Source organism: uncultured Mailhella sp. (assembly GCF_944324995.1).
GTDB lineage: Bacteria > Desulfobacterota > Desulfovibrionia > Desulfovibrionales > Desulfovibrionaceae > Mailhella.
In genome coordinates this window covers 38,868-61,216 of sequence record NZ_CALUYL010000010.1, presented here as the reverse complement: position 1 = coordinate 61,216, position 22,349 = coordinate 38,868, and the positions used below count along the sequence as shown (strand labels likewise).

Genomic DNA, 22,349 nt, shown 5'->3' with positions numbered 1-22,349 from the left:
AAACGAGCGAAGAAGGAGTTCTCCATGGCCACCATCAACAGTGTCAATGATCTCGTAGGGTTCGATCAGTATCTCTACGACTACATGAAGACGTCCTACATCAAGTCCACCGGCAAGACCGAAAGCGACTTTGAAGCGCTGGTCCTCTCCGTTTCGGACAACGGCAAGCTCTCCTTCATGGACGTCGTGGACGAAATACGCGACCTTCTGCCCAAGCCGACTGGAACCCTCAATGTTTCCTCTCTGGGGGCCGTGCCCTCCTTCGGCAGCAGCTATCTGGCCCTGATTACCGAGCTCTCCTCGGAACAGCGCCGTCAGAATGCCGAAATGCGCGCCATGCAGACGGAGGAAATGGCTTCCAAGATTGAGGACCAGGCCGATACCATCCGTAAAAAGGCCATAGTGCAGCTTGTCACCGGCGTCGTGACCGGCGCGCTGAGCATCGCGCAGGGCCTGGCCTCCGTTTCCATGACGGCCAAGGGCATCAGCGCCAACGAACAGACCGCCAAGAACACGTACAATTCTTCCATGGAATCCTCCACGGGCGGCGGCACCAGGCCCATCGTCGGCGAACAGGCCATGAACGAAGCGCTGGACAAGGCAAACAACGCCTCCACGCTGGCCAGACAGCAGGCCGACATGGTGCTCAATTCCAGAGTGCAGGCCTTCAACTCCGGCATGGGCGGCGCAAACAGCATTCTCGGCAGCATCGGTCAGTGCGTGAGCACCATGTACGACGCCGAGCTCAAGGAACTGGAAGGCGACGTGGAACGCATCCGCGCCCAGCAGCAGAATCTGGAAAGTCTGGATGAAGCTCTGAAGGCCCTCATTCAAAAGTCCCTCAGCTCGCAGGACGCCATTCAGCAGAACATCAACCAGACCAGAACCAAAATTCTTGGCTGATCCCTTCGTTCGGAGGGAGTTTTCTCTCTCCGGACAAAGGGGCCCTTTCAGGCTGAAAAAGCGCCCGGCACAACGCACAGGACATTTGACAGACCTCTGCAAAAGTCACTAAAGTGGAAAAAATTCAGGAGCTCGTCATGACATCGTCTCTTCAGCAGACCGTCGACATCATCACCCGGGCTGCAGGATGGAACAACGCCTCTCCCGACGGCGACGGCGTCTTCCGTTTTTCGCTGGAAGGCGGTCTGGATTTTGAACTGTTCTCGCCGGACAGCTCGACCGGCATTCTGCTGGCAAAGCTCGGAGCCGCCCCTTCCGGAGACGACACTCAGGCCGAGAGCGAGATTCAGCGTCTGGCGGCGCTGGCGGCGGGATCCCTGAAAAAACGCCGTTCCGTGTTCGGCATCGGGGAGAGCGGGCTTGAGCTCCACCGCTCCTTCCGCCTCGCCACAGCGACCGAAACTGCGCTCGTTGCCGAAGTCCGGGATTTTCTCAACGATCTTGCCTGGTGGAAACGGCAGATTTCCGGTTCCGCCGATTCTGCCGGCGTCCGGCCGTCTCCGTTCAGCTTCTCGTTCGGCGCCTGGCCTGCCGCCGATTCCTTCCAAGGATGACTATGAGGATCTCCGCTTCCCGGCTTTTCCCGTCCAGCACGCTCAGACTGGCGCTTGTCGCCTGCCTGTGCCTTCTTGTTTTCTGCGCCCAGGCCTCGGCCGCAGGGCCCTTCCGCCGCAATTTCTCCTATTATGCCGATCGACAGGAACTGGGAACGGTACTCATGAACTTTGCGCAGGCCGAAGGCTATACAGCCGCCGTTTCCCCGGCGGTCAAGGGCAAGGTGAGCGGCAGATTTCAGGACGTTCCGCCCCTCACCTTTCTCGACGGCATGCGCAGCGCCTTCGACGTGTACTGGTACACGCTCGGCAAAACGCTGCATTTCTACAACGCCTCGGAAACAAAACGCATCTTCATTTCTCCGCGCACCGGTACGGCGCAGCAGCTCTACAGCGCGCTCCGAAACTCCGCCGTATTCTCTCCGCAGCTCCCCCCTTCGCTGGGAGCCGCCGGAGACGTCATTTCCGTATCCGGTCCGCAGTCCTATCTGGATCAGATCCGCAGCGCCGTAGCCGCCTATGAAGCCTCGCAGACGGAGCAGATCGTCATGCGGGTTTTTCCGCTCAAGCACGCCTGGGCCGAAGACATGACCGTAAGCAGCATGGACAAAACCGTGACCGTGCCCGGCATCGCCTCCATTCTGCGCGCCATGGTCATGGGCACCACCGTTTCCGGCACCAAGGTGACGCAGGAGCGGGCCACCGTGGAAAAGCTGGGCGGAAAGGGACTGGCCGCTCTCGGCGCCGACGACAATTCCGAACCGCAGACTCCGGCCTCGCCCACGCCGGTCAGCACCGGCAGCATCAGCATTATGGCCGATCCGCGCGTCAACGCCGTGCTCGTGAGCGACGCCGCCTACCGCATGCCCTACTACGCCCAGGTCATCAAGGATCTGGACAAACCCGTGGAGCTGGTGGAAATCCACGCCGCCATCGTGGACATCGACACCGACTTCAAGCGCGACCTCGGCATTTCCTTCCAGGGCGCAGGGTACAACAACAACGGCTGGAGCGGCGGCGGCACCATTTCCGGCAACACCTCCGGCGGCACGGGCATGCCTTCGCCCGGCGTGGTGGACAGCGCCGGCATGACGCTCTCCACCATCTATACCCACGGCAGCGACTTTTTCCTTGCGCGCATTCAGGCGCTGGAAGAAAACAACGAAGCCCGCGTGCTCGGCCGTCCCTCCGTGCTCACGGTGGACAACATTCAGGCCACGCTGGAAAACACCACCACCTATTATGTGGAAGTGCAGGGCTATCAGGCCGTGGATCTCTACAAGGTGGAAGCCGGCACCGTGCTGCGCGTGACGCCCCACATCATCAGGGAAAACGGCGAAACCTCCATCAAGCTGGCCGTCAGCGTGCAGGACGATCAGGACAACAGCACGAGCACCGTTTCAACCGCCACGGGCGTGCCGCCCATCAAGCAGACCAAGATCAACACGCAGGCCATCGTCAACGCGGGGCAGAGCCTGCTCATCGGCGGCTACTACTACGAGCAGAAGGAAGCCGGAGAAAGCGGCGTTCCCCTGCTCATGCACATTCCCGTGCTGGGCAACCTGTTCAAGGCCAAGTCCAAGCAGAGCAAGCGCATGGAGCGCCTCATTCTCATCACCCCCCGCATCGTGCAGCTGAACGAGACCAACGTGCCCGTGCAGGCGGAGGATCCGTCCTTCCATCGCGACGCCACCCAGGCCGACTACGCTCCCCGCGAGCCTGTTCAGCCCCGGGGCGCGGGCTGCTCCCGTGCCTCCAGCACGCCGAAAGTCTCCACGATTTCCGGCGCGGAAAGGACGCTCTAAATGAACGGCGTCACCCTTCGCGTGTTTTCCGGCATTCACCTCGGCGCGGAAATAGAACTGGAAGACGGCGCGTACGTCATGGGTTCCGACGATTCCTGCGATCTCATTTTCGGGGATTCCTCTCTGGTGGCCCGTCATGCCGTGCTGCGCGTCACCTCTTCGGAAAAGGGGCCGCAGGTGACCGTGGAGCCGCTGGACGGCCCCGTAACACTGAACGGCGAAGCGCTGCAGCAGGAACAGCCGGTGTTGCCGCGGCGGCCCTTCAGTCTCGGCCAGGTGCTCTTTTCCTGGACGGAAACCGCGTCCGCCGGAAACGCCGCCTGGCAGGAAGTGGAAGACGTCATGGCACGCGCCCGCAAGCCTGCCGAAACCCCGACTCCAGACAATGCCCGGGCTGCGGCAACGATGTCGGCAGCCGCCGCTCCCGATGCCAACAATGCTGGCATCACCGACGAAACAACGCCGCTCTCCATGGAAGAAGACTCGCCTGCGGAAGAAGCCTCCGAGCCGCCGCGCAGATCCGGCCGTTTTCTGCGGAAGGCGGGCGTCGCCCTTGCCGTGGTGCTGCTGGGTCTGCTTTCCCTGACCTGGAAGGGGTCGGACGGCGGACTTTCCCCGGAAGAGCGCGTGCGCGCCCTGCTCGACGAGGCGGGCTACCACAACCTGACCGTGGTCGGCACGGAAAACGGCGTCACCGTGACGGGGCGCATCGCTTCCGACAGGGAACGCGGCAGGCTGCTCAGGCTGGCACAGTTTTTGCAGTTCCCCGTGTATCTGGACGTCACGGTTCGTTCCGACGCCGCGGACGCCGTCAGGGCCTCCTTCAACACGCTCGGACTGTATCCCGACGTGACGGAGCTGCCGCCTTCCGCGCATCCGGGGCTGCTCGTCAAGGGCTACATCAAAAACGGCGTGCTGGAGGAACAGGCGCTCTCGGAGGCCGTGCGCAACGTGCCCGACCTGCAGACGTCGCCCACCACGGGCAAGCCGAAGCTGGCCCTGTTCCGCGACATCCGCCACGAGACGGACGTGCAGATTCTTCTCGCGCCCGCGCTGATTTCGGCCGGACTTGAGACGGTGAAGACGGAGTATCTTCCGGGGCGCATCGTGCTGCACGGCGCATTCACGCCGCAGACGAGGTCCTCGCTGGAAAAGACGGTGGCCGCCGTGCAGGAACGTCTCGGCGTTCCGGTGCGCTTCGACATCGTCAACGATTCCGAGACGCTGCAACCGGCCAAAAGCGACAACATCTACGCAAGGGAAGAGCCGCGGCGCGCCGCTCCCGCCGCACCCGAGCCGCGCGAAGCGACGGGCTTCAGCGTGACTTCGGTTTCCATGGGCGCCCTGAAGTTCATCACGCTGGCCGGAGGCGAACGGGTGTTTGAAGGCGGCGATCTGCCCGGCGGATACCGGCTGGAAAGCATTTCCGTGGATGCGCTCACCCTGAGCAGAAACAATCAAACCATCACCTATCCATTGCGAGGTTCCCATGAGTGAATTCGTCTCCGTTCTCGACATTATGGAGAACGCCCCCTACGGAGCGCAGACCGCCGTGCGCGATGAAGTGGCCGCCATGGACGCCGATCTCAGGCGAGCCATGGACAAGGGCCTCACGCCGGAGGACATGAAGACGGCGCAGGCGGCCCGTTCGGCCGTGCATGCCGCCGCCGACATTCTCGACAAGCTTTTTGCATGATTTCAGGAGGACACTATGGATTCCATCAGCGGATTCAACATTTCCCAGATGTTTGAAAACACCCTTCAGGGCATCAGCACCAAGGGTTCCGATCTCAACGCGAAGATGGAAGCCCTGGGCGAAGGCTCCGAGCTGAGCAACGAGCAGATGATTTCCCTTCAGTTTGAAATCGGTCAGTACAACGCCATGATGGAGGCGCTCTCCACCGTGACCAAGAGCATGACCGACATGATGAAGAGTCTCGCCCAGCGCTCCAGCTGAGACCGCTGTTTTCCGCGCCGATCTCAGGAACGAGCGTTCCGGGACCGCCCCGTTTTTTCTGCGCCGCCTTCGCACGCGAAGGAGACGCCCCGCCGCTTTTTCCGCAGACCGCGCGCATGCGCCGCCTCCCCGGAACAGGCGGCGCGCCGTGAACCGTCAATCGCATGGAGTCGTCATGCTTACCGATTCCCAGATAACCCGCCTGCTCGACATTGCCAACGCCGGCTGCCACAAAGGTCTGGTGCTTCAGGCCCGCGCCATCTACGACGGCGTTCTCGCCGTCCGTCCCGGTCATGTTCCGGCGCTCATCGGACAGGCGCTCAGCCATATCGTCATCGGAGAATATGATGAGGCCGAAAAGCTGCTTTGCGACGGCGTTCTCTCCGAACACCCCGACGACGCCGACGCCAAGGCCATGCTCGGCCTGTGCCTCTGCCTCGCCGACAAAAAGGAAGAAGCCAGGGCCGTGCTCAGTCCTCTGGTCGAAAATGGAGGACAAAACGCCGAGCTGGCCCGCTCGCTTCTGGAAAACATGGACGCCGCCTGACGCGCCCTTTTTCTAAGGACAGCTCATGGACGCCGTTTCCGTCGCCTCTTCCGGCCGCCTGCTGGAAGCGCTTGAGCGCATGGGAGTCTCCCAAGGGGAAGGACTGGTCAGTTCCGGTCCGTCTCCCGTGCCGGACTCTCTGGCCCGTGCCTTTGAAAGTCTCATGGACCAGCCCGAGGCGTCCGCCGAAAACCCGCTGCGGTCCGGGCAGGCCGCCGAAACGCAGGCGGCGTCCCTGCCCCGGGAGGAAAATTCCCTCCATATCGACGCCGGAAGCGACGTTTCCGGGAAAACAGCCGCAGCCGCTCCCGCCGAAACGCCGCTGCCGAGTCCCACGGAACTCTACCGTCTGCAGTTTCAGGTGGCCATGCTCCGCCACGAGCTCGACACCGGATCCCAAGTCGCCCAGAAGACCTCGCAGGGCCTCGATTCTCTGCTGCGCAATCAGTCCTGACAAGGAAATGCCATGTCGTTCTTCCGTTCTCATTGTTGTTCCGCCCTCCGCCGGGCCCTCTGCCTTGTCTGCGTTCTGGCCGCCCTTCTGCTTGCGGGATGCAAAACCGAAATCTATCAGGGACTGAGCGAGAATCAGGCCAACACCATGCTTTCCGTGCTGCTGCGACACGGCATTTCCGCGGAAAAGGTGGCCGCCAAAAGCGATTTCAGCATTGCCGTGGAAGAAAAGCAGATCGTGCAGGCGCTGGAAATTCTGCGGGAAAACAGTCTCCCCCGCGAAGACTTCCAGAGTCTGGGACAGGTCTTTTCCGCCCAGGGCATGATTTCCTCCACCACCGAGGAACAGGCCAGACTGGCCTACGCGCTCTCTCAGGAGCTCGCCGACACCTTCTCCCGCATCGACGGCGTGCTCACCGCTAGAGTTCACGTGGTGCTCGGTCAGACCGACCTCGGAACCGGCAACGTCACCCCGCCGAGCGCCGCCGTGTTCCTGCGGCACACGCCGGAATCCCAGGCCACGAGACTTATTCCCTACATCCGGGAACTGGCCGCCAACGCCGTTCCCGGCCTCATGCAGGACAAGGTTTCCGTCATGCTGGTTCCCGTGCGGGAAACCGTAAGCGTGCCCATGCCCGATCAAAGCGCGGCCGAAACCGACAATCGCAAGTTCTATATCGCCGCCGGAGTTGCCGGACTGCTGGCGCTCGCCTGCATCGGTCTGGCGGGCGCGGCCATCATGTACGCGCGCCGAAACAAAAACAGGGAACAGTAATCCATGGATTACCGGTTTCTCGCTGAAATCATTGAACGAAAACCGCAGCTGTTCAAGGCCGTGCTCTCGTTCAACAAGCCTTTTTCCGCGGCTCTTCCGCCGGAGCTTGCCGAACTCGGCGAGCCCTGGGCCGGTCTCTGGAGCCGCCCGGAATTTCGCCGAGCCTGGCCTCTGCCCGATCAGCCTGCGCAGGGCTACTGGAATTTTTACGAGGAATCCCGCAGAATGGCGCTGATCGGCGCAGACACCGTGGAGCGGCTCTGTCTCTTTTTCAGCGCCGCCGTGCATGCCGAGGAACTTTCGCAGGTCATCGCCAGGGCGCAGGTGCTGGAACTGCGCCGCCGTCTCGGCGCAGACGTCGTGACCTACGCGCTGAAAAGAGGCCGCTATCAGGTTTCCGGGCTGCGCGCTCCGCTTCTTGTTCCGGCCTCGTTCGGCGCTCTGGCCGAAAGAATCGACCTGCTGGCCAGCGCCTTGCCCGCGCTTGTCGGCGAAGGCTGGCCGGAAGAGCTGCGCGCCCTGGCTCCGCCCTGCTTCTCCGCGCCAAAAGGCCAAAGCGACGCGGCCTTTGTTCCGTCGCTTCGCCGGGAACAGCGCACGGCGCTGTGGTTCACCATGAAAAAACTTCTTCTCAGGGAGGTCGCGCCGCAATGGGCTCCATGTTTCGATTAGGCGAAGACTCCGTGCGCCCCGCCGCGGGCTCGAAAATCATCAAGGCGGAGGAGTACGGCCTTTTTCTTGAGGCCGACGCCCTGCTCGCCGCCGCCCGGGAAAAGGCCGCCCTCATGAAAAAACAGGCCGAAGAGGCCTATGAACAGAAAAAGGAAGAGGGATACCGCGACGGCATAGAAGAAGGAAAAATGGAACACGCGGAAAAAATGATGGAAACCATCCTGAGTTCCGTGGAGTTCATTGAAGGCATCGAAGACACGCTGGTCAGCGTGGTCAATCAGGCCATTCGCAAGATCATCGGCGAAATGGACGACAAGGAACGCATCGTGCGCATCGTGCGCAACGCCCTGAACACGGTGCGCGGTCAGCAACGGGTGACCGTGCGCGTGGCTCCCGCCGACGAGGAAGCCGTAACGCAGGCCCTGGCCGCCATGACCGCAGGCTCTTCCGGCACGGCCTTTCTCACCATTGTGGCCGACGCCCGTCTTCCCCGCGATTCCTGCATTCTGGAAAGCGAGCTCGGCGTGGTGGACGCCAGCCTTGAAACCCAGCTGAAAGCCCTCGAAAACGCCTTTCACAGCAAGATACGTCAGTAACGCGCGGAGTGACCATGGCCTTTGAATACATCGGAGCGCTTCTCGAAGAAGCGGTGCAGACAACCACCCCCGTGGACGTGCGCGGCCGCGTGGAACAGGTGATAGGCACCATCATCCGGGCCGTCGTGCCCGGAGTGAAGGTGGGAGAGCTGTGCATTCTCCGCAATCCGTGGGAAGATTTCACGCTCAAGGCCGAAGTGGTGGGCTTCGTGCGCAACGTGGCGCTGCTCTCGCCGCTGGGAAGCTGTCAGGGCGTGTCTCCGGCCACCGAAGTCATTCCCACGGGAGAAATTCTTTCCGTGCCCGTAGGCGAGGAGCTGCTCGGCCGCGTGCTGGACGGCCTCGGTCAGCCCATCGACGGTGGTCCGGCGCTCAAGACGCGGCATCACTATCCCGTGTTTGCCGAAGCGCCGAACCCCATGACCAGAAAAATCATCAGCCGCCCCCTCACGCTCGGTCTGCGCGCCATCGACGGCATGCTCACCTGCGGCGAAGGGCAGCGCATGGGCATTTTCGCCGCCGCCGGCGGCGGCAAGTCCACGCTGCTCTCCAGCATCATCAAGGGCTGTTCCGCCGAAGTGTGCGTGCTGGCCCTCATCGGCGAACGCGGCCGAGAAGTGCGCGAATTCATTGAAAACGACCTCGGCGAAGAAGGACGCAAGAAAGCCGTGCTCGTGGTTTCCACCTCCGACCGCTCCTCCATGGAGCGACTCAAGGCGGCCTACACGTCCACGGCCATTGCCGAATATTTCCGCGATCAGGGCAAAAGCGTGCTGCTCATGATGGACTCGGTCACCCGTTTCGGACGCGCCCAGCGTGAAATCGGTCTGGCCGCAGGCGAACCGCCCACCAGACGCGGCTTTCCGCCTTCAGTGTTTTCCGAGCTGCCCAAGCTCATGGAACGCGCGGGCAATTCCGACAAGGGCTCCATCACGGCGCTCTACACCGTGCTCGTGGAAGGCGACGACATGACCGAACCCATTGCCGACGAAACGCGCTCCATTCTCGACGGGCACATCATTCTTTCGCGCAAGCTTGCCTCGCGCAACCACTACCCGGCCATTGACGTGCTGGCCAGCGTAAGCCGCGTGATGAACTCCATCGTGAGCAAGGAGCACAAGAAGGCGGCCCAGCGCCTGCGTCAGATACTGGCAAAATTTGCAGAAGTGGAACTTCTGGTGCAGATTGGAGAATACAAGAAGGGCGCGGACAAGGAGGCCGACGACGCGCTGGCCCACATCGACAAGGTAAACGCCTTTCTCAAGCAGGGCCTTGGTGAAAAAAGCACCTTCGAGCAGACGCTGGAAGGACTGTTCGAGGCCGTGCGCTGACCGTGGAACCGTATCCTCTTGAAGCCCTGCTCACCGTTCGCGAGTACCGCGAGGAAAGCGCCAAACGCCAGGTGCGGGATGCGGAAGAGAAGCTGCGCGAGGCCGAGCAGGCCGTGGAAACCAGAAAAAAGGAGCTGGAAGAGTACCGCGCGTGGCGTAAGGAAGAAGAGGACCGCCGCTATGCGTCCATCATGAACAAGGCCCTGAGCCTCGAAGATCTGGATGCGTTCAAGGCGGGCCTTGCGCTTCTGGCCGTGGAGGAAGACGCTCGCAGGCAGGCCGTATCCGACGCCGAAAAAAGCGCAGCGCAGCGCCGCGACGAGCTGACCCGCGCCCGGGAGGCCGTCAAGACCGCCAGCAAAAACACCTCCAAAATTCAGGCCCACAAGGACATCTGGAAAGAGGAAGCCAAAAAGGAGGCGGAACATCAGGAAGATCTCGAACTTGAGGAATTCCGTCCCATTTCCAGAAAAGGCGCCGAAGCCGAGGGCGAAGACGCCTGAGGCTTCCCAAGGAGTACAGCATGAGCAACCTTCATGTGCGATTTTCCGAACCTTCATCCGCGCAGGAAAGCGTCCGCGCCGACCGCAGCGATCAGACTCCCCTGCCCTGCGACAAGGAAAGTTCCGACCTCTTTCTGAGAAAACTGGAAGAAAGGAGCTCCGGCAGGCACGACCTTGAAAGCGGCGAGTCCAGACACGACGACCAAAGCGCCCCCGAAAGCGACGCCTCGCCTCTCGGCGGCATGACCAGTCCGCTGGAAAGCCTTTTTTCCGGCCGCATGGAGCAGGTGCAGAGCGCCTCGTCCGCCCCTGCCCCGGCCGAGACCGACGGCGCCGAGCTTGCGCAGCTTGTGGAGCGCATTCTCGTTTCCACGCCGGAAAACGGCGGCCACGAGGTGCGGCTTTCCCTGGGAAGTCACACGCTTCCCGGCACGGAAATCATTCTTCAGCGCGACGCGGGCGGCCTGCTCTCCGTCACGCTTGCCAGCACCGACGCCTCGGCGTTCCAAACGCTCGTCGCCTCCCAGGGAACGCTGAAGACCATGCTGGAAAACATGGAAAACAACGAAGTGCGCGTCACCGTGACAAGAGAGGCGGACAGAGAGGACAACGACGCCAACCGCCGCTCGCGCGGCTACATGGAAGCGACGTTCGGCAACGACTGATCGCCGCGCGGCGGGCCCTCAGCGCGGCAGGGCAATCCGGCCCTTCGCCGGAGCGCTCCGCAACGTTCAACACACAACGCTTTTGAAACCGGAATACTGCCATGGCGGAACCAGCCTATCTTCCTTCCTTCAAACTTCCCTTCCTCGCCCGCGAGAAGGCGCTGCTGCAAAACGCTCTCATTCTCCGCCCCGGCCCCTGGCGCGCGCCGTTCGGCTCCGGCGATATCGTTGTCGAACCTCTGCCGGAATCGCCTACGTTCCCTGCCGCCTGCACGCTCTCCGTCGATATCGACGGCGACGCCTGGCTGCTCGAAGCGGACGACACCTCCGCGCTGCTGCGTCACGACGTTTTCGCCTCGGAAGGCAACGCCTCCGCCTTCGACGAGCGCACGTTGCCAGAGGAAGTGCGCCGGGCGCTGCTCGAATCGCTGCTGCATCCGCTGTTCTCGGCCCTGCGCGGCGCGCTGAACAGGCCGCTTACCGTGCAGAACGCCGCCTTTCTTCCTTCGAGCGAATCTCCGGCCTTCTCCATCGGGCTCAGGGCTTCTCTCTCCGCATGCAACGGGCTGCCAGCCCAAACGCTGTTTCTGCGACTCTCACCCCTGCGCGCCGAAGAAGCCGGCCGCCTCTCGGCGCTGCTCCGCACCCTTCCCGTGCGCGAGAGCGGCCCCCTGCGCGACATCCTGCCGACCGTTCCTCTTGAAGTCACCCTGGAATCGGGCTATCTTCTGCTGAAACCGGATGAGGTCGCCGCGCTGGCCCCGGAAGACGTGCTGCTGCCCGAAGCCTGGACGGCGCCGGACACGCTGACCCTGAGGCTCCGGCGCGGGCACGGCGCAAGCCTGACGGCCGCGTGTTCCGTCAAAAACGGTCAGGCCATTCTTTCCACACCCTTATCCGAAGAACCGGAACCGTCCATGGACAACACCGAGCTGAAAGACATCGACATCCGTCTCACCTTTGAACTGGAACGCCGCCTCATCACCGTGGGCGATCTGGAAGCGCTGGCTCCCGGCTACGCCTTCGCGCTGGAAAGCGATCCCTCGTCGCCCGTCACCATCCGGGCCAACGGCAAGGCCGTCGCCCGCGGACGACTGGTCGATATGAACGGCACGCTGGGCGTGCAGATCACTGAAACGCTGTAAGGCCGCCCGGACGCGTTCCATGCCCGACATCAATCCGCTGTATCTCATGGCCGGTCTGTCCCTGCTCGGACTGGCCCCCTTTTTCCTCATGATGGTGACCTCCTACGTCAAAATCGTGGTGGTCACATCGCTCGTGCGCAATGCTCTCGGCGTGCAGCAGGTGCCGCCGACCATGGTCATGAACGGGCTCGCCATCATTCTCAGCGTGTTCATCATGGCTCCCGTGGCCATGGACACCGCCGACATCGTCAAAAACATCACGCTGCCGCCTCAGCCCGGCTTTGCGGACGTGCTGAGCGTGGCCGAACAGGCCTCTCCGCCGCTCAAGCGCTTTCTTGCCGCCAATTCCGACGAAAAGGTCACCAACATGTTCATGGGCACGGCCAAGCGCATCTGGCCCGCGGAGCGCCACAACCTGATAAGCAGGGACAACCTGCTCATCATGATTCCGGCCTTCACCATTTCCGAACTCACCAAGGCCTTTCAGATAGGCTTTGTCCTCTATCTGGCCTTCGTGGCCATCGACCTCATCATCTCGAACATCCTGCTGGCCATGGGCATGATGATGGTTTCGCCCACCACCATTTCCCTGCCCTTCAAGCTGCTGCTCTTCGTCACGCTTGACGGCTGGCTGAAAATCAGTCAGGGCCTGCTGCTCAGTTATCAGTAATCAACGGAGGTTTCCCGTGCAGATCAATACCACCATTCAGGACGGCGTGTCCGTCACCAAGATTTCCGGCCGCATGGACGCCACCACCGTGACGGAATTCAACGAGGAATGCCAGAAGCTCTTGAAGTCCGGCTCCGGGCGCATCATCATTGATCTCGAGGGGCTGGAATACATCAGCTCCGCAGGGCTCCGCGGCATACTCACCATGGGCAAGGCCTGCAAGAGCGCGGGAACGGCGCTGGCCTTCTGCTCCATGCAGAACATGGTGGCGGACATGTTCAAGCTTTCCGGCTTCACTTCCATTCTCAAGGTGTATCCCACCCTCGACGAAGCCCTGGCCGGCATGCGCTGAGTCTTTGTTTTCGTTCTCAACATTGCGCACAGAACGCCTCGTCGCCGCATGTGCGGCGCGCGTTCTGCAAGCCCAGCCATCATCCATGCCGCAGGAGGCCTCATGCCACAGCTTCATGTTCCTGCACGATTGGAACAGCTTGCCGCCGTCAACAGCTTTCTTTCCGAAAACATTCCTCCCCGCTTTCTTCCCGCCCTTCTCAACGTGGAACTCGTGACGGAAGAGCTGCTGGTCAACGTGTTCAGCTACGCCTACCCCGAGGGAACCACCGGGAACGCGGAAATCGCCCTGCGCGAGGTGTTTTTCGACGGAGAGGACATGCTCTGCTTTTCCGTCAGAGACTGGGGATCGCCCTTCAATCCCTTTGCCGAAGCGCCCTCGCCCGACATCTCGCTGGATGCGGAAAGCCGTCCCATCGGGGGCCTCGGCATCTACCTCATCCGCAACGTGACCACGCATCAGGCCTACTCCCGGGAAGACGGCGCCAACCGCATCGACGTCTATTTCTCCCTGCCCGAACAGGATTGACCCGTGCCGACGAACGATTGCTCCGGACGTAAAACACGGCTGCGCGTTGCCCTGGCAGGCGCACTCTGGACGCTTGTCGCCGCCGCTGCCCAGCCCTGTCCGGCGCAGGCCGGCCGCATTCTTTCGGAAGAGGTCAGCGTAACGGAGACCAGCGCGCTGGAACGAAAGACGGAGCACGAATTTCTCATCAACAGCATGGATGTGGCCAGTCTTTCGCCTTCGGCGCGGCTGCTCGCCATGCCGAGGCCCATGATCTCGCCGGAACTGGCCGACGCGCTCAAAAGCGGCAGGGTGTACACGGCTCCGGAAGAATGGAAACGCATCATCCGCAAGGCCGCCCGGGCCTACGCGCTGCCCGAGGCGCTCATTGCCGCGGTCATCCGCACGGAATCCGCGTTTCAGGCGCACGCAGTGTCCCCCAAGGGAGCGCGGGGAGCCATGCAGATCATGCCCGAGACGCAGAAGGAGCTGGGGCTCGAAAATCCCTATGATCCCGAAGCCAACGTCATGGCCGGAAGCGCCTATCTGCGCCGTCAGCTCGACAGGTTCGGCTCGCTGGAGCTGGCCCTTGCCGCCTACAACGCAGGCCCGGCCAACGTGGAGAAATACGGCGGCGTTCCGCCGTTCCCCGAAACCCGGGAATATCTCCGTCAGGTGGCGGCGCATCAGGAAGACTCCGCCGACCGGAGCGCCGGAAATGAAAAACTTCCCTGACGCAAGGGAGAAACGCTCTCGACCGCCCCATCAAAAAGCAAGCAAAAACGCCGGATCTGCCCATCATGAACAGGATTTTCATTACTCTCGTCGGAGCAAGCGTCGCCGCCCTTGTCCTTGCCGTAGCCTGCGGCTCCTGGCTGTTCTTTCAATCCTGGGAAGAGGGAAAAAGGCTGGAGCGCCAGAATCGTGAGCTGCGGGCCTCCCTGGAAGCCTCGCGCATCCGTCTGGAAAATTTCTGCGATTATCCCGCCGAAGCCCTGTGCGAGGTCGATGCGCCGAAAGGCAGCGTCAGCGGAGCCATGAGCGGCGTAACCGCCTCATCTCTGCCGGAACCTGCGCAAAAGGCCGCGGAAGATAAGAAAAACGCCGGAGAGTCGCCGAAGTCATCGACGTTGACGCCGCCTGCGCCCGAAAATCAGACGCCATCCTCCGCCAACGCCGCAGAAACGCAGGATAATACGCCCAAGCCCGCAGCGCCGAAAGATGCCGCGGCCGCCGGTCAGACGCCCGCCGCCCCGGCAAACGCCGCGCCCCAGGCAAAGAACGCCCCGGGCCACGTTTCCGCCGACTCGCCTCGCAGCGCCGCAGCTCCGGCGCGGGCGAAAAAGACCTGGACTTCCATGGATCTGAAAAAAGACTCCATGCAGCTCGACATTGCGGGGGAAGGCTCTTCCCTCACGGCGGAAGGTCAGCTTCTTTCCGATCCGCTGCGCTATGAAGTCACGATGCAGGGACTGTGGAACGTTTCCAACCGGCATCCGCAGACAACGCTCATCAAAGACATGCAGTCGGACGTGCGCAACGGCAACACCGTGCTCACCTTTCCCCTGAGCGAAAAGCCCGGAGAATGCAACGTCGTTCAGAGGGATAGACGAACCATCTCCATCGTCATCCGCTAGCTTCGTCAGGCATCGACCCGGGCGCGGCGAGTCCGGCCCGGCGATCAGTCGCCGAGCAGCTTGCGCAGCATGCCCGCAAACGGTCTTGCCATGGCGGGGAGCGCAAACGTCCTTCCCAGCACGAAATCCCGGAGAAGCGCATCTACGCTTTCCCGATCCGCAGAAATCTCCGTGGGACGTATCCATGCGCCCTGCTCGTCCACTTCGGCACGGCTGAGCACAATGCACACCTCTTCCTCAAAGCCCAGAGGCCGAACCAGCGCCGTCACGCCGCCCGTCGCGCAGCCGAGATCCAGCACGTCCACATAGCGCCCCGCCTGACGACGCAGCGCGCCCATCACGGCGTCGCTTTTCAGCAGCTTGTCCACTCCGGCGCGCAGCAGCATGGAAGGAGACATCGACATGTCAGTTCTCCTTTCCGGCCAGCACAACGGCTTCGCCAACAATGAACAGCACCTGCGCCGTGGCCTGAAGAAACAGCATGGCCTCCTCGGGCTGACGATTCTTGACCGTTCCGCTCCAGGTGGCAAGCGCCATGATGCTCCAGTTGCCCTTGATGCACGCCGCCAGCCGGTCTCCGGCAGGCGTTCCGCCCGGCATTCCGGCAAGCTCCAGCGCCGTATCGTCAAGAAATTTCATGCCGCGCTCGCGGGAAAGCAGCGCAAAAAGATTGCTCTTCAGCAGCTCTTCCCCTACCGCTTCCCACAAATTGGCGGCCGCGGCCCCAGCAAAGCAGCAGGAGCCGAGCACGGCCAGCGGCTCCACATGATCGTACAGCGAGTGATATTCCCGGATGCAGTGCTCAAAAAACGTGCGCACCAGTCCCGTGAGCTCCGGAATGCTGCGCACGGCATCCTTCAGAAATCCGGCCTTCACGGCTTCCGACGCCAGCAGGTTTTGAAGTCCGCTTCTGTACTCCGCAAGCTCTTTCAGCAAATCCTTGTTCTTATCGCCTTCCATGGCTGCCTCCTGCCTCTTTTCTGTCTTCTTTCGGGAAAAGGAACGTAGCAGCAAGGCAGGCCCTTTTCAAGTCCGTTCGTTTTCCGGCGGGCATCGGCCTGCCGGAGCGAGGCCGGGCCGCTCTTCTTGGCAGCGCCCGGGGAACATGCTAGTTAAACCGCTTGCAGCATGCGCGGCCTGCACTTCGGACGCAGGGCCGCTTTGCACTGCAGACGCACGTTCCCAACCATAAAGGATGTTCCATGAAGATCTTTCATTTCTTCGGCGATTCCGTCACGCTCGGCGTGAACGACGCCCCTGCGGGCGGCTGGGTGGCCCGTCTGGCCAAAAAGGCCGCCGAGGCAGGACTCTGCCTTCCGCCCGACACCTTCTACAATATGGGCGTTCGCAAGAACTCCAGCCGCATGATTCTCGATCGCTGGGAAGCCGAATTCAAGGCAAGAGTCATCGACGGCGTGCCTTCCTGCCTGCTGTTCTGCTTCGGCACCGTGGACATGGCCGCTCCCAAGGGTTCTCCCAATGTTCCGGTGGGCGAATCCTCCGCCAACGCCCGCGAAATTCTTCTGAAGGCCAAAACGTACGGCTGCACGGCTCTCGTCAGCGCGCCCCCCGTGGCTGACGACGAACACCGTCAGCGCCTCGACGTCCTGTGTACGGCCTACGCCTCCATCTGCCGCGCCATCGACGTGCCTTTCGTGGACATCTTCCATCCCCTTCTGAACATGGACTACGTGAAGGACCTCTCCGACGGCGTGCATCCCGGCCCCGCGGGCAACGACATGATCGCCTCTCTGCTGCTGCAGGCCCCGGAACTGGCGTCCTGGTTCAAAAGCGAAAAATAATGCTTGACACGACAGGACTCTCCCTATAAAGTCCATCCGTCGAGTGAACGACAGGTCACCATCGTCTATCCGGTTAGGACAGAGGCCTCTCAAGCCTCCAAGACGGGTTCGAATCCCGTTGGTGACACCATAAAGAATATCAGCCCCATGCTGCAAAACAGCATGGGGCTTTTTCTTTGTCCGATGCCGGAAGCGTCCCCCCCCTTGCCCGCGCGCACGCCCTGCGCAGGGCCATTCCCGAGCAATGATGCTCCAGCGCGGCACAACGGATTGTCGAGCTTCTTTCCCCGTCGTGCCGAAAAAAATCACTACTGAAAGACTCCCGACGTCGCCGCCATCGCGGAAGCGTCACCGGACGACTGCGAAGCCCCCGTCGGAACAGGTGCGGCATCGCGCCTGCCCCCTCATAACAGGCAACCTTCGGCAGACAGCCAAGATTCTCTCATACTGCGGTCGGCGCGTTGCCTGGATGTTTCCCTGCTTCCGCGTCGGCTCTGAACTTCGGTTGTTGACCGGCAAAACGACTCTGCTCTTTGCATGATTGCCGCTAACGACGCGCGGCAGCCGCGCCTCAGTCGAAACGCATGATCTGCCGTCAACTCAGGCAGACGGAGAAACGCTGTCCGATGTTCGGGCGCAAAAAAACGCAGCGCGACCGAAGCCGCGCTGCGCTGCAAAAACGATGTCCGGATTCAGGCCGGATCACAACCGACGACTAGAAGGGAATGTCGTCCATGGTGCTCGCTTCCGACGGGAAGGCGGGGCCGAGATCTTCGTAGCTGTCCTGCTGCTGCGGCTGCTGCTGAGGCGCGCGACGCTGCGGAGCGGGGCGGGAAGCCTGCGCAGGACGGGGAGCCGACTGCCGGGGCGCATAGCCCATGTTGTCGCCGTCGGCGGGAGCGCCGCCGTTGCGACGATCAAGGAACTGCACGCGGTCGGCGCGGATTTCCGTGGTGTAGCGGTCCTGACCGTTCTGATCCTGCCACTTGCGGGTGGAAAGCTTGCCTTCCACGTACACCAAGCTGCCCTTGCGGAGGTACTGATTGCAGTTTTCCGCCGCGCGCTGGAACACGACAACGCGATGCCATTCCGTGCGCTCCACGCGATTGCCGTCCCTGTCGGTATATGATTCATCCGTAGCAATACGCAGCGTGGTCACGGGAGAACCGCTCTGGGTATAGCGCAGTTCAGGGTCAGCGCCGAGATGGCCGATGATCATGACTTTATTCAACATGGAAACGAATCCTCTTTTCTACAGGTGAATCCTCGCGGCAGGTGACAAAACCGCGCAGGTAAAAATTAATATAGCCTGAATCCCGGGGGAGCACAAGAAAAACCTGTTCACGCTCCCGACGCCCCGCCGATGCCCGGCAGCACGGCATGCTTCTCCCGATGCGTCGTCCGCGCAGCCCATCCCTGTACCGCGCGACACGAAAAAGAACCGCTCTGCGTTCGCCCCCCCCTTGCGTCCGCCGAGTCCGCCTCGCCCTGCGCGGCAAGGCTTCCCGACTCCGCCGTTTTTTCTTTTTACAGGATTGTCATCCCTGCGGCAGGCAAATCTCCACGGAAAAAACGCCAAAAAATGCGCAATTACCCCCTCGCCGGGACTTGACGAGCCTGCCGGAGAATGCCAGAGTTTGCCGAAAGTGTATGCGTTCCTGTCGAAAATCCAAAAAGAACATTCCGGCAGGCATGAAGGCTCCCGACCGCAAGGCCGGCCCTATATACACGAACTTCAAATCGTGTACGCTGTCAGGAGATGTGTACCATGGAAAAGAAGAATCTGGACTGGGCCAATCTGAGCTTTAGCTACATGAAGACCGACAAGCGCTTCGTGGCCAACTACAAGAACGGCGCGTGGGATGAAGGTCAGCTTACCGACGACGACAAGGTCGTCATTACCGAATGCGCCGGCGTGCTCCAGTACTCTCAGTCCTGCTTTGAAGGCCTGAAGGCCTATACCACCGAAGACGGCCACGTCGTCTGCTTCCGTCCCGACCTCAACGGTCAGCGCATGGAAGATTCCTGCCGTCGTCTGGAAATGCCCGTCTTCCCCACCGAGCGCTTCGTCGACGCCGTGGTGAAAACCGTGCATGCCAACCTTGCCTGGGTTCCTCCCTACGGCTCCGGCGCCACGCTCTACATTCGCCCCTACATGTTCGCCAGCTCCGCCGTCATCGGCGTCAAGCCTGCCGACGAGTATCAGTTCCGCATTCTGGTTACGCCCGTCGGCCCGTACTTCAAGGGCGGCATGAAGCCCATCACCATCCGCGTGAGCGACTTCGACCGCGCCGCGCCCCGCGGCACCGGCAACATCAAGGCCGGCCTGAACTACGCCATGAGCCTCCATGCCATCATGGACGCCCATCGTCAGGGCTACGCCGAAAACATGTATCTTGATCCGGCCACCCGCACCAACGTGGAAGAAACCGGCGGCGCCAACTTCATCTTCATCACCAAGGACGGCAAGCTCGTCACCCCCAAGAGCGACAGCATTCTGCCTTCCATCACCCGCCGCTCTCTGCTCTACGTGGCCAAGCACTACCTCAACATGGAAGTCGAAGAACGCGTCGTGCCTCTGACGGAAGTGCCTTCCTTCGCTGAAGTGGGCCTCTGCGGCACGGCCGCCGTCATTTCTCCCGTGGGCAAGATCGTCAATCACGGCGAAGAAATCTGCGTGCCTTCCGGCATGGACGCCATGGGCCCCGTGCTCACCAAGCTGTACGACACGCTCACCGGCATCCAGATGGGCCGCATCGAAGCTCCCGAGGGCTGGATCAAGCGCATCGCCTGACAAACATTCGACCGGTCGGCACGGATATTCCGACCACCGGCTATGACGCGAACGCTCCGGCATGTCGCCTGACGTTCACCCGTTCGGAGTGACTACAACAGCTCCGTCAAAAGGCCGCTTCCGTATCTCGGAAGCGGCCTTTCCTTTCATGCGCGACGATGCTTCGTCCGCTCAATATCCGTACGGCAACAGTCGGCGAATCCGCGACCTGTCACGCGCCCGGCATGCAAAAAACTGTGCCATGCCGACTCCTCAACAGACAAATCCGCAGACGCGTTACAAACTCACGCTCTCCGCCGATCAGTATTCGCAGAAGAACTCAAGACTCTCCCCGGCGAGCCCCTGACAGAAGCCGTTGCGGAAACGGAAGGTTCCGCCGTCGTCCTGCACGGCCTCCACGTCTCTCGCCGGACGGGTCAGGGTACATCCGGCCTTCACGCAGCGCTCAAGCAGGGCGTCGAGTTCGGCGGCGCTCTCCACGCGAAGCGCAAGGTGCGAAAACACGCCTTCCCCGGAGCCCGTTGCGCCGTACACGATTTCCAGCATGCCGCTGCCCATGTCAAGCATGGTGACACGGCGCGGCGGATTGACCCAGCTTCTCACCAGCGCAAACCCGAGCACTTCCCGATAAAATGTTACCGTGCGCTCATACACGTCGTTATCCTGAATGGCCATGGCCACATGGTGCAGACCTGTGCTCATACCGCTGTCTCCCTGATTCTCCCACGCTCAGCGCAGCACGGAGCGAAAGGAGTGAAGTTTATAAAATTCATCCACATACGGGAACTGTTCCTGCATGATGGCCACGCGCCTCGGCAGATAGTCGCTGTAGCTCTGCCGAGATATGATTTCCCCCACCGGCGAGGCCAGCAGTTCGCTCTGCTTTTCCAGCCAGAGCGCCTTTTCCAGCGTCTCTTCCGAGCGGGAACTCCGCTCCGCGGCATGCCAGTCGTCCGCGGCAAGCCTCAGCGTCCGGCACAGCACCTTCAGGGAATACAGATTGCCGTACACGTCGATATCCCTCTCGTCCTCAAGAATGAACAGCTGCGAATCCGCCCAGTGATCGTTCCACGTGCGGCAAAAATAATTCACGGACTCCTGAAGCTGCTCGGGCGTCCTGAGTCCGTTCATCACGCTCATCACGCCTTTTTCTATGGTGATGCGGGCTTCCTTCACATAGCGGTCTTCCCAGCTCGGACTCGCGGCTTTCACGCCCTCCGATGTCGAAACGGCCGCGCCGGCCTTCCACGGCGCTGGAAGAAAAAGAATCATGCAACTGACAACGACGGCGGCGACTGTTTTTTTCATGAAAAATCCTGATGCTGGAAGCCTGAAAAGTGCCCTTTCTATAACGCAAATCCTCCGTTCCGACAAGATGGACGACCGAAGCCGACCGATTGCGGCAACGGCTTTGCACGATTCTCCGCCTCCCGTTTCTCACCGCTCCCTGCCTTTTTCCGAACACGGCTCCCCCTCTTTTCCGGCTTGACACGACCGGTCCGCCCGACTTTAATGACCTCCCGTCACACGCAAGTCATCATACCGGCAAACAAGGATATGTTCATGCGTTCACCCAAACTTTCTCTCCTTCTTCTCGGAATTCTGGCGCTCTCGCTTGCCGCCTGTTCCACCAGGCAGCCTCGCCCCGTCGTGCAGACGGACATGCGTCCGGCCGTTTCCATGAACAACCACCAGCCCGACAACTGGCAGAGCCTCTCCGCCAGACTTCAGCACGACGGTCTGGACAAAGTCCGCACCTCCGAGCTTTTCGCCAGACTCGATCTGCCGCCGTCCTCCGTGCCCATGGGCGTCAAGGTCAAGGAGCTCTACTCCAACAAGTTTTTTCCCAAGCCCAAGGCCAAGCCGCGCAAGTCCTTTGAAACCAAGCTCGGCATTCCCGGCCCCTGGTTCAAGGGCGTGGTGACCACGGCCAACGCCAGAGCCTGCCGGGAATTCATGGACAAGCACGCCGTCGCCTTTGCCCGGGCCGAGCTCAATTCCGGCGTGCCTTCGGAAGTGGCGGCGGCTCTGCTCTTTGTGGAAACGCGCCTCGGCGGCTACCTCGGCAAGCACAACGCCTTCTACATGCTGGCCAGCATGTCCGTGACCAGAGATCCTTCCGAGATTCCCGAATATCTGGCCAAGCTTCCGGGCTCCGGGCAGCATCTGCCGTGGATACGGGAGAAGATGGAAGTCAAGGCGGACTGGGCCTACCGTGAACTCAAGGCCCTGCTCGCCTACTGCTACGCCAACAATCTGGATCCTCTCAAGATCAAGGGCTCGATCTACGGAGCCATAGGTCTGTGCCAGTTCATGCCCAGCAACATTTCCCGCTACGCTCTGGACGGCAACGGCGACGGCGTGATCAATCTGTTCACCGCGGAAGACGCCGTGGCGAGCCTGAGCAACTATCTGCAAAGAAACGGCTGGAAAAAAGGCATGAGCGTGGCGCAGCAGACCAGAGTGCTGCGTTCCTACAACGCCATGGACATCTACGCCCACACCATTCTCGCGCTCGCCAAAACCATACGTCAGCTGAACTAACGCTTCAAAACAGCGCCCCGCGATTCCGCGCCGGACGCATCCACAAAAAAAGCTGCCGGAACTTCTCCGACAGCTTT

The 22,349-nt window shown here is 61.5% G+C and carries 28 protein-coding genes and 1 tRNA gene; 24 read left to right on the top strand and 5 right to left on the bottom strand.

Going from position 1 to position 22,349, the window contains the following annotated elements; translation table 11 throughout:
- The first annotated feature begins 24 nt into the window (after positions 1–24).
- From sctB to Q0K02_RS05905, 20 genes are all read left to right on the top strand, one after another.
- Entirely contained in the window at positions 25–903 is an 879-nt protein-coding gene (sctB, locus tag Q0K02_RS06000; protein WP_294486053.1) for a type III secretion system translocon subunit SctB, read from the top strand.
- 137 nt (positions 904–1,040) lie between these two features.
- Complete coding sequence (locus Q0K02_RS05995; RefSeq protein ID WP_294486048.1) at positions 1,041–1,517, top strand: hypothetical protein; 477 nt, start codon at positions 1,041–1,043, stop codon at positions 1,515–1,517.
- Between the two features lie 2 nt (positions 1,518–1,519).
- Complete coding sequence (gene sctC / locus Q0K02_RS05990) at positions 1,520–3,322, top strand: type III secretion system outer membrane ring subunit SctC (RefSeq protein ID WP_294486045.1); 1,803 nt, start codon at positions 1,520–1,522, stop codon at positions 3,320–3,322.
- Positions 3,323–4,819, top strand: coding sequence for a type III secretion system inner membrane ring subunit SctD (gene sctD / locus Q0K02_RS05985; protein WP_294486044.1), 1,497 nt, complete (start codon positions 3,323–3,325; stop codon positions 4,817–4,819).
- Positions 4,812–5,018 (top strand): hypothetical protein, encoded by a 207-nt coding sequence (locus tag Q0K02_RS05980; protein ID WP_294486041.1) that lies wholly within the window; start codon positions 4,812–4,814, stop codon positions 5,016–5,018. Before sctD ends, Q0K02_RS05980 begins: the two co-directional genes overlap by 8 nt.
- Before the next feature lie 15 nt (positions 5,019–5,033).
- Positions 5,034–5,279, top strand: coding sequence for an EscF/YscF/HrpA family type III secretion system needle major subunit (locus Q0K02_RS05975; protein WP_294486039.1), 246 nt, complete (start codon positions 5,034–5,036; stop codon positions 5,277–5,279).
- A gap of 175 nt (positions 5,280–5,454) precedes the next feature.
- Complete coding sequence (locus tag Q0K02_RS05970) at positions 5,455–5,826, top strand: tetratricopeptide repeat protein (protein ID WP_294486036.1); 372 nt, start codon at positions 5,455–5,457, stop codon at positions 5,824–5,826.
- Positions 5,827–5,851: 25 nt separating this feature from the next.
- Positions 5,852–6,280, top strand: coding sequence for a hypothetical protein (locus Q0K02_RS05965; RefSeq protein WP_294486031.1), 429 nt, complete (start codon positions 5,852–5,854; stop codon positions 6,278–6,280).
- A gap of 12 nt (positions 6,281–6,292) precedes the next feature.
- Positions 6,293–7,054, top strand: a complete 762-nt coding sequence (sctJ, locus tag Q0K02_RS05960) for a type III secretion system inner membrane ring lipoprotein SctJ (RefSeq protein ID WP_294486028.1) — start codon at positions 6,293–6,295, stop codon at positions 7,052–7,054.
- A 3-nt stretch (positions 7,055–7,057) separates the two neighbouring features.
- Positions 7,058–7,726, top strand: a complete 669-nt coding sequence (locus tag Q0K02_RS05955; RefSeq protein ID WP_294486025.1) for a hypothetical protein — start codon at positions 7,058–7,060, stop codon at positions 7,724–7,726.
- Positions 7,714–8,322 (top strand): HrpE/YscL family type III secretion apparatus protein, encoded by a 609-nt coding sequence (locus Q0K02_RS05950; protein ID WP_294486023.1) that lies wholly within the window; start codon positions 7,714–7,716, stop codon positions 8,320–8,322. Before Q0K02_RS05955 ends, Q0K02_RS05950 begins: the two co-directional genes overlap by 13 nt.
- Positions 8,323–8,336: 14 nt before the next feature.
- A complete protein-coding gene (sctN, locus tag Q0K02_RS05945; protein WP_294486021.1) occupies positions 8,337–9,653 on the top strand; it encodes a type III secretion system ATPase SctN in 1,317 nt (438 codons plus the stop codon).
- Positions 9,654–9,655: 2 nt separating this feature from the next.
- On the top strand, positions 9,656–10,156 hold the full coding sequence (locus Q0K02_RS05940; protein ID WP_294486019.1) for a YscO family type III secretion system apparatus protein: 501 nt from the start codon (positions 9,656–9,658) through the stop codon (positions 10,154–10,156).
- A gap of 20 nt (positions 10,157–10,176) precedes the next feature.
- Positions 10,177–10,821, top strand: coding sequence for a type III secretion HpaP family protein (locus Q0K02_RS05935; RefSeq protein ID WP_294486017.1), 645 nt, complete (start codon positions 10,177–10,179; stop codon positions 10,819–10,821).
- A 101-nt stretch (positions 10,822–10,922) separates the two neighbouring features.
- The gene (gene sctQ, locus Q0K02_RS05930) at positions 10,923–11,966 is read left to right on the top strand and encodes a type III secretion system cytoplasmic ring protein SctQ (RefSeq protein WP_294486015.1); all 1,044 of its coding nucleotides are present in this window, start codon (positions 10,923–10,925) and stop codon (positions 11,964–11,966) included.
- 19 nt (positions 11,967–11,985) lie between these two features.
- Complete coding sequence (gene sctR, locus Q0K02_RS05925) at positions 11,986–12,636, top strand: type III secretion system export apparatus subunit SctR (RefSeq protein WP_294486013.1); 651 nt, start codon at positions 11,986–11,988, stop codon at positions 12,634–12,636.
- 16 nt (positions 12,637–12,652) lie between these two features.
- The gene (locus Q0K02_RS05920; RefSeq protein ID WP_294486011.1) at positions 12,653–12,988 is read left to right on the top strand and encodes an STAS domain-containing protein; all 336 of its coding nucleotides are present in this window, start codon (positions 12,653–12,655) and stop codon (positions 12,986–12,988) included.
- A 102-nt stretch (positions 12,989–13,090) separates the two neighbouring features.
- Positions 13,091–13,516 carry an ATP-binding protein gene (locus Q0K02_RS05915; RefSeq protein ID WP_294486008.1) on the top strand — a complete coding sequence of 142 codons (426 nt, stop codon included), beginning with the start codon at positions 13,091–13,093 and terminating at the stop codon, positions 13,514–13,516.
- 3 nt (positions 13,517–13,519) lie between these two features.
- The gene (locus Q0K02_RS05910; protein WP_294486005.1) at positions 13,520–14,230 is read left to right on the top strand and encodes a lytic transglycosylase domain-containing protein; all 711 of its coding nucleotides are present in this window, start codon (positions 13,520–13,522) and stop codon (positions 14,228–14,230) included.
- Positions 14,231–14,295: 65 nt separating this feature from the next.
- Positions 14,296–15,132, top strand: a complete 837-nt coding sequence (locus Q0K02_RS05905; protein WP_294486002.1) for a hypothetical protein — start codon at positions 14,296–14,298, stop codon at positions 15,130–15,132.
- 44 nt (positions 15,133–15,176) lie between these two features.
- Here Q0K02_RS05905 and Q0K02_RS05900 read toward each other — a convergent pair whose 3' ends face one another.
- Positions 15,177–15,536 carry a hypothetical protein gene (locus Q0K02_RS05900; RefSeq protein ID WP_294485999.1) on the bottom strand — a complete coding sequence of 120 codons (360 nt, stop codon included), beginning with the start codon at positions 15,534–15,536 and terminating at the stop codon, positions 15,177–15,179.
- 1 nt (position 15,537) lies between these two features.
- On the bottom strand, positions 15,538–16,092 hold the full coding sequence (locus Q0K02_RS05895) for a hypothetical protein (RefSeq protein WP_294485996.1): 555 nt from the start codon (positions 16,090–16,092) through the stop codon (positions 15,538–15,540).
- Positions 16,093–16,334: 242 nt separating this feature from the next.
- On the opposite strand from Q0K02_RS05895, the gene Q0K02_RS05890 reads away from it, so the two are divergent.
- Together Q0K02_RS05890 and Q0K02_RS05885 are read left to right on the top strand one after the other, a co-directional pair.
- Positions 16,335–16,934, top strand: coding sequence for a GDSL-type esterase/lipase family protein (locus Q0K02_RS05890; protein ID WP_294485993.1), 600 nt, complete (start codon positions 16,335–16,337; stop codon positions 16,932–16,934).
- 54 nt (positions 16,935–16,988) lie between these two features.
- Positions 16,989–17,064 (top strand) — tRNA-Glu (locus Q0K02_RS05885).
- 585 nt (positions 17,065–17,649) lie between these two features.
- Here the strand turns inward: Q0K02_RS05885 and Q0K02_RS05880 are convergent.
- Positions 17,650–18,168 carry a single-stranded DNA-binding protein gene (locus tag Q0K02_RS05880; protein WP_294485990.1) on the bottom strand — a complete coding sequence of 173 codons (519 nt, stop codon included), beginning with the start codon at positions 18,166–18,168 and terminating at the stop codon, positions 17,650–17,652.
- 525 nt (positions 18,169–18,693) lie between these two features.
- Between Q0K02_RS05880 and Q0K02_RS05875 the strand changes: the two genes are divergently transcribed.
- Entirely contained in the window at positions 18,694–19,728 is a 1,035-nt protein-coding gene (locus Q0K02_RS05875; protein WP_294485988.1) for a branched-chain amino acid aminotransferase, read from the top strand.
- Positions 19,729–20,028: 300 nt separating this feature from the next.
- On the opposite strand, the gene Q0K02_RS05870 is transcribed toward Q0K02_RS05875, so the two are convergent.
- Both Q0K02_RS05870 and Q0K02_RS05865 read right to left on the bottom strand, forming a co-directional pair.
- A complete protein-coding gene (locus Q0K02_RS05870; RefSeq protein WP_294485986.1) occupies positions 20,029–20,430 on the bottom strand; it encodes a VOC family protein in 402 nt (133 codons plus the stop codon).
- A 27-nt stretch (positions 20,431–20,457) separates the two neighbouring features.
- Complete coding sequence (locus Q0K02_RS05865) at positions 20,458–21,036, bottom strand: hypothetical protein (protein ID WP_294485983.1); 579 nt, start codon at positions 21,034–21,036, stop codon at positions 20,458–20,460.
- Between the two features lie 255 nt (positions 21,037–21,291).
- Between Q0K02_RS05865 and Q0K02_RS05860 the strand changes: the two genes are divergently transcribed.
- The gene (locus tag Q0K02_RS05860; protein WP_294485981.1) at positions 21,292–22,272 is read left to right on the top strand and encodes a lytic murein transglycosylase; all 981 of its coding nucleotides are present in this window, start codon (positions 21,292–21,294) and stop codon (positions 22,270–22,272) included.
- Positions 22,273–22,349: the final 77 nt, after the last annotated feature.

Excerpts from the sequence above, each read along its gene's own strand:
- Q0K02_RS05895 (WP_294485996.1), bottom strand. The coding sequence starts at position 16,092 with ATGGAAGGCGATAAGAACAAGGATTTGCTGAAAGAGCTTGCGGAGTAC.
- Q0K02_RS05870 (WP_294485986.1), bottom strand. The coding sequence starts at position 20,430 with ATGAGCACAGGTCTGCACCATGTGGCCATGGCCATTCAGGATAACGAC.
- Q0K02_RS05860 (WP_294485981.1), top strand. The coding sequence starts at position 21,292 with ATGCGTTCACCCAAACTTTCTCTCCTTCTTCTCGGAATTCTGGCGCTC.
- Q0K02_RS05955 (WP_294486025.1), top strand. The coding sequence starts at position 7,058 with ATGGATTACCGGTTTCTCGCTGAAATCATTGAACGAAAACCGCAGCTG.
- Q0K02_RS05980 (WP_294486041.1), top strand. The coding sequence starts at position 4,812 with ATGAGTGAATTCGTCTCCGTTCTCGACATTATGGAGAACGCCCCCTAC.
- sctR (WP_294486013.1), top strand. The coding sequence starts at position 11,986 with ATGCCCGACATCAATCCGCTGTATCTCATGGCCGGTCTGTCCCTGCTC.
- sctJ (WP_294486028.1), top strand. The coding sequence starts at position 6,293 with ATGTCGTTCTTCCGTTCTCATTGTTGTTCCGCCCTCCGCCGGGCCCTC.
- Q0K02_RS05915 (WP_294486008.1), top strand. The coding sequence starts at position 13,091 with ATGCCACAGCTTCATGTTCCTGCACGATTGGAACAGCTTGCCGCCGTC.
- sctC (WP_294486045.1), top strand. The coding sequence starts at position 1,520 with ATGAGGATCTCCGCTTCCCGGCTTTTCCCGTCCAGCACGCTCAGACTG.
- Q0K02_RS05900 (WP_294485999.1), bottom strand. The coding sequence starts at position 15,536 with ATGTCGATGTCTCCTTCCATGCTGCTGCGCGCCGGAGTGGACAAGCTG.
- Q0K02_RS05905 (WP_294486002.1), top strand. The coding sequence starts at position 14,296 with ATGAACAGGATTTTCATTACTCTCGTCGGAGCAAGCGTCGCCGCCCTT.
- Q0K02_RS05975 (WP_294486039.1), top strand. The coding sequence starts at position 5,034 with ATGGATTCCATCAGCGGATTCAACATTTCCCAGATGTTTGAAAACACC.
- Q0K02_RS05995 (WP_294486048.1), top strand. The coding sequence starts at position 1,041 with ATGACATCGTCTCTTCAGCAGACCGTCGACATCATCACCCGGGCTGCA.
- sctQ (WP_294486015.1), top strand. The coding sequence starts at position 10,923 with ATGGCGGAACCAGCCTATCTTCCTTCCTTCAAACTTCCCTTCCTCGCC.
- Q0K02_RS05935 (WP_294486017.1), top strand. The coding sequence starts at position 10,177 with ATGAGCAACCTTCATGTGCGATTTTCCGAACCTTCATCCGCGCAGGAA.
- sctB (WP_294486053.1), top strand. The coding sequence starts at position 25 with ATGGCCACCATCAACAGTGTCAATGATCTCGTAGGGTTCGATCAGTAT.
- Q0K02_RS05880 (WP_294485990.1), bottom strand. The coding sequence starts at position 18,168 with ATGTTGAATAAAGTCATGATCATCGGCCATCTCGGCGCTGACCCTGAA.
- sctN (WP_294486021.1), top strand. The coding sequence starts at position 8,337 with ATGGCCTTTGAATACATCGGAGCGCTTCTCGAAGAAGCGGTGCAGACA.
- Q0K02_RS05970 (WP_294486036.1), top strand. The coding sequence starts at position 5,455 with ATGCTTACCGATTCCCAGATAACCCGCCTGCTCGACATTGCCAACGCC.
- Q0K02_RS05875 (WP_294485988.1), top strand. The coding sequence starts at position 18,694 with ATGTGTACCATGGAAAAGAAGAATCTGGACTGGGCCAATCTGAGCTTT.
- Q0K02_RS05965 (WP_294486031.1), top strand. The coding sequence starts at position 5,852 with ATGGACGCCGTTTCCGTCGCCTCTTCCGGCCGCCTGCTGGAAGCGCTT.
- Q0K02_RS05865 (WP_294485983.1), bottom strand. The coding sequence starts at position 21,036 with ATGAAAAAAACAGTCGCCGCCGTCGTTGTCAGTTGCATGATTCTTTTT.
- Q0K02_RS05890 (WP_294485993.1), top strand. The coding sequence starts at position 16,335 with ATGAAGATCTTTCATTTCTTCGGCGATTCCGTCACGCTCGGCGTGAAC.
- Q0K02_RS05950 (WP_294486023.1), top strand. The coding sequence starts at position 7,714 with ATGTTTCGATTAGGCGAAGACTCCGTGCGCCCCGCCGCGGGCTCGAAA.
- sctD (WP_294486044.1), top strand. The coding sequence starts at position 3,323 with ATGAACGGCGTCACCCTTCGCGTGTTTTCCGGCATTCACCTCGGCGCG.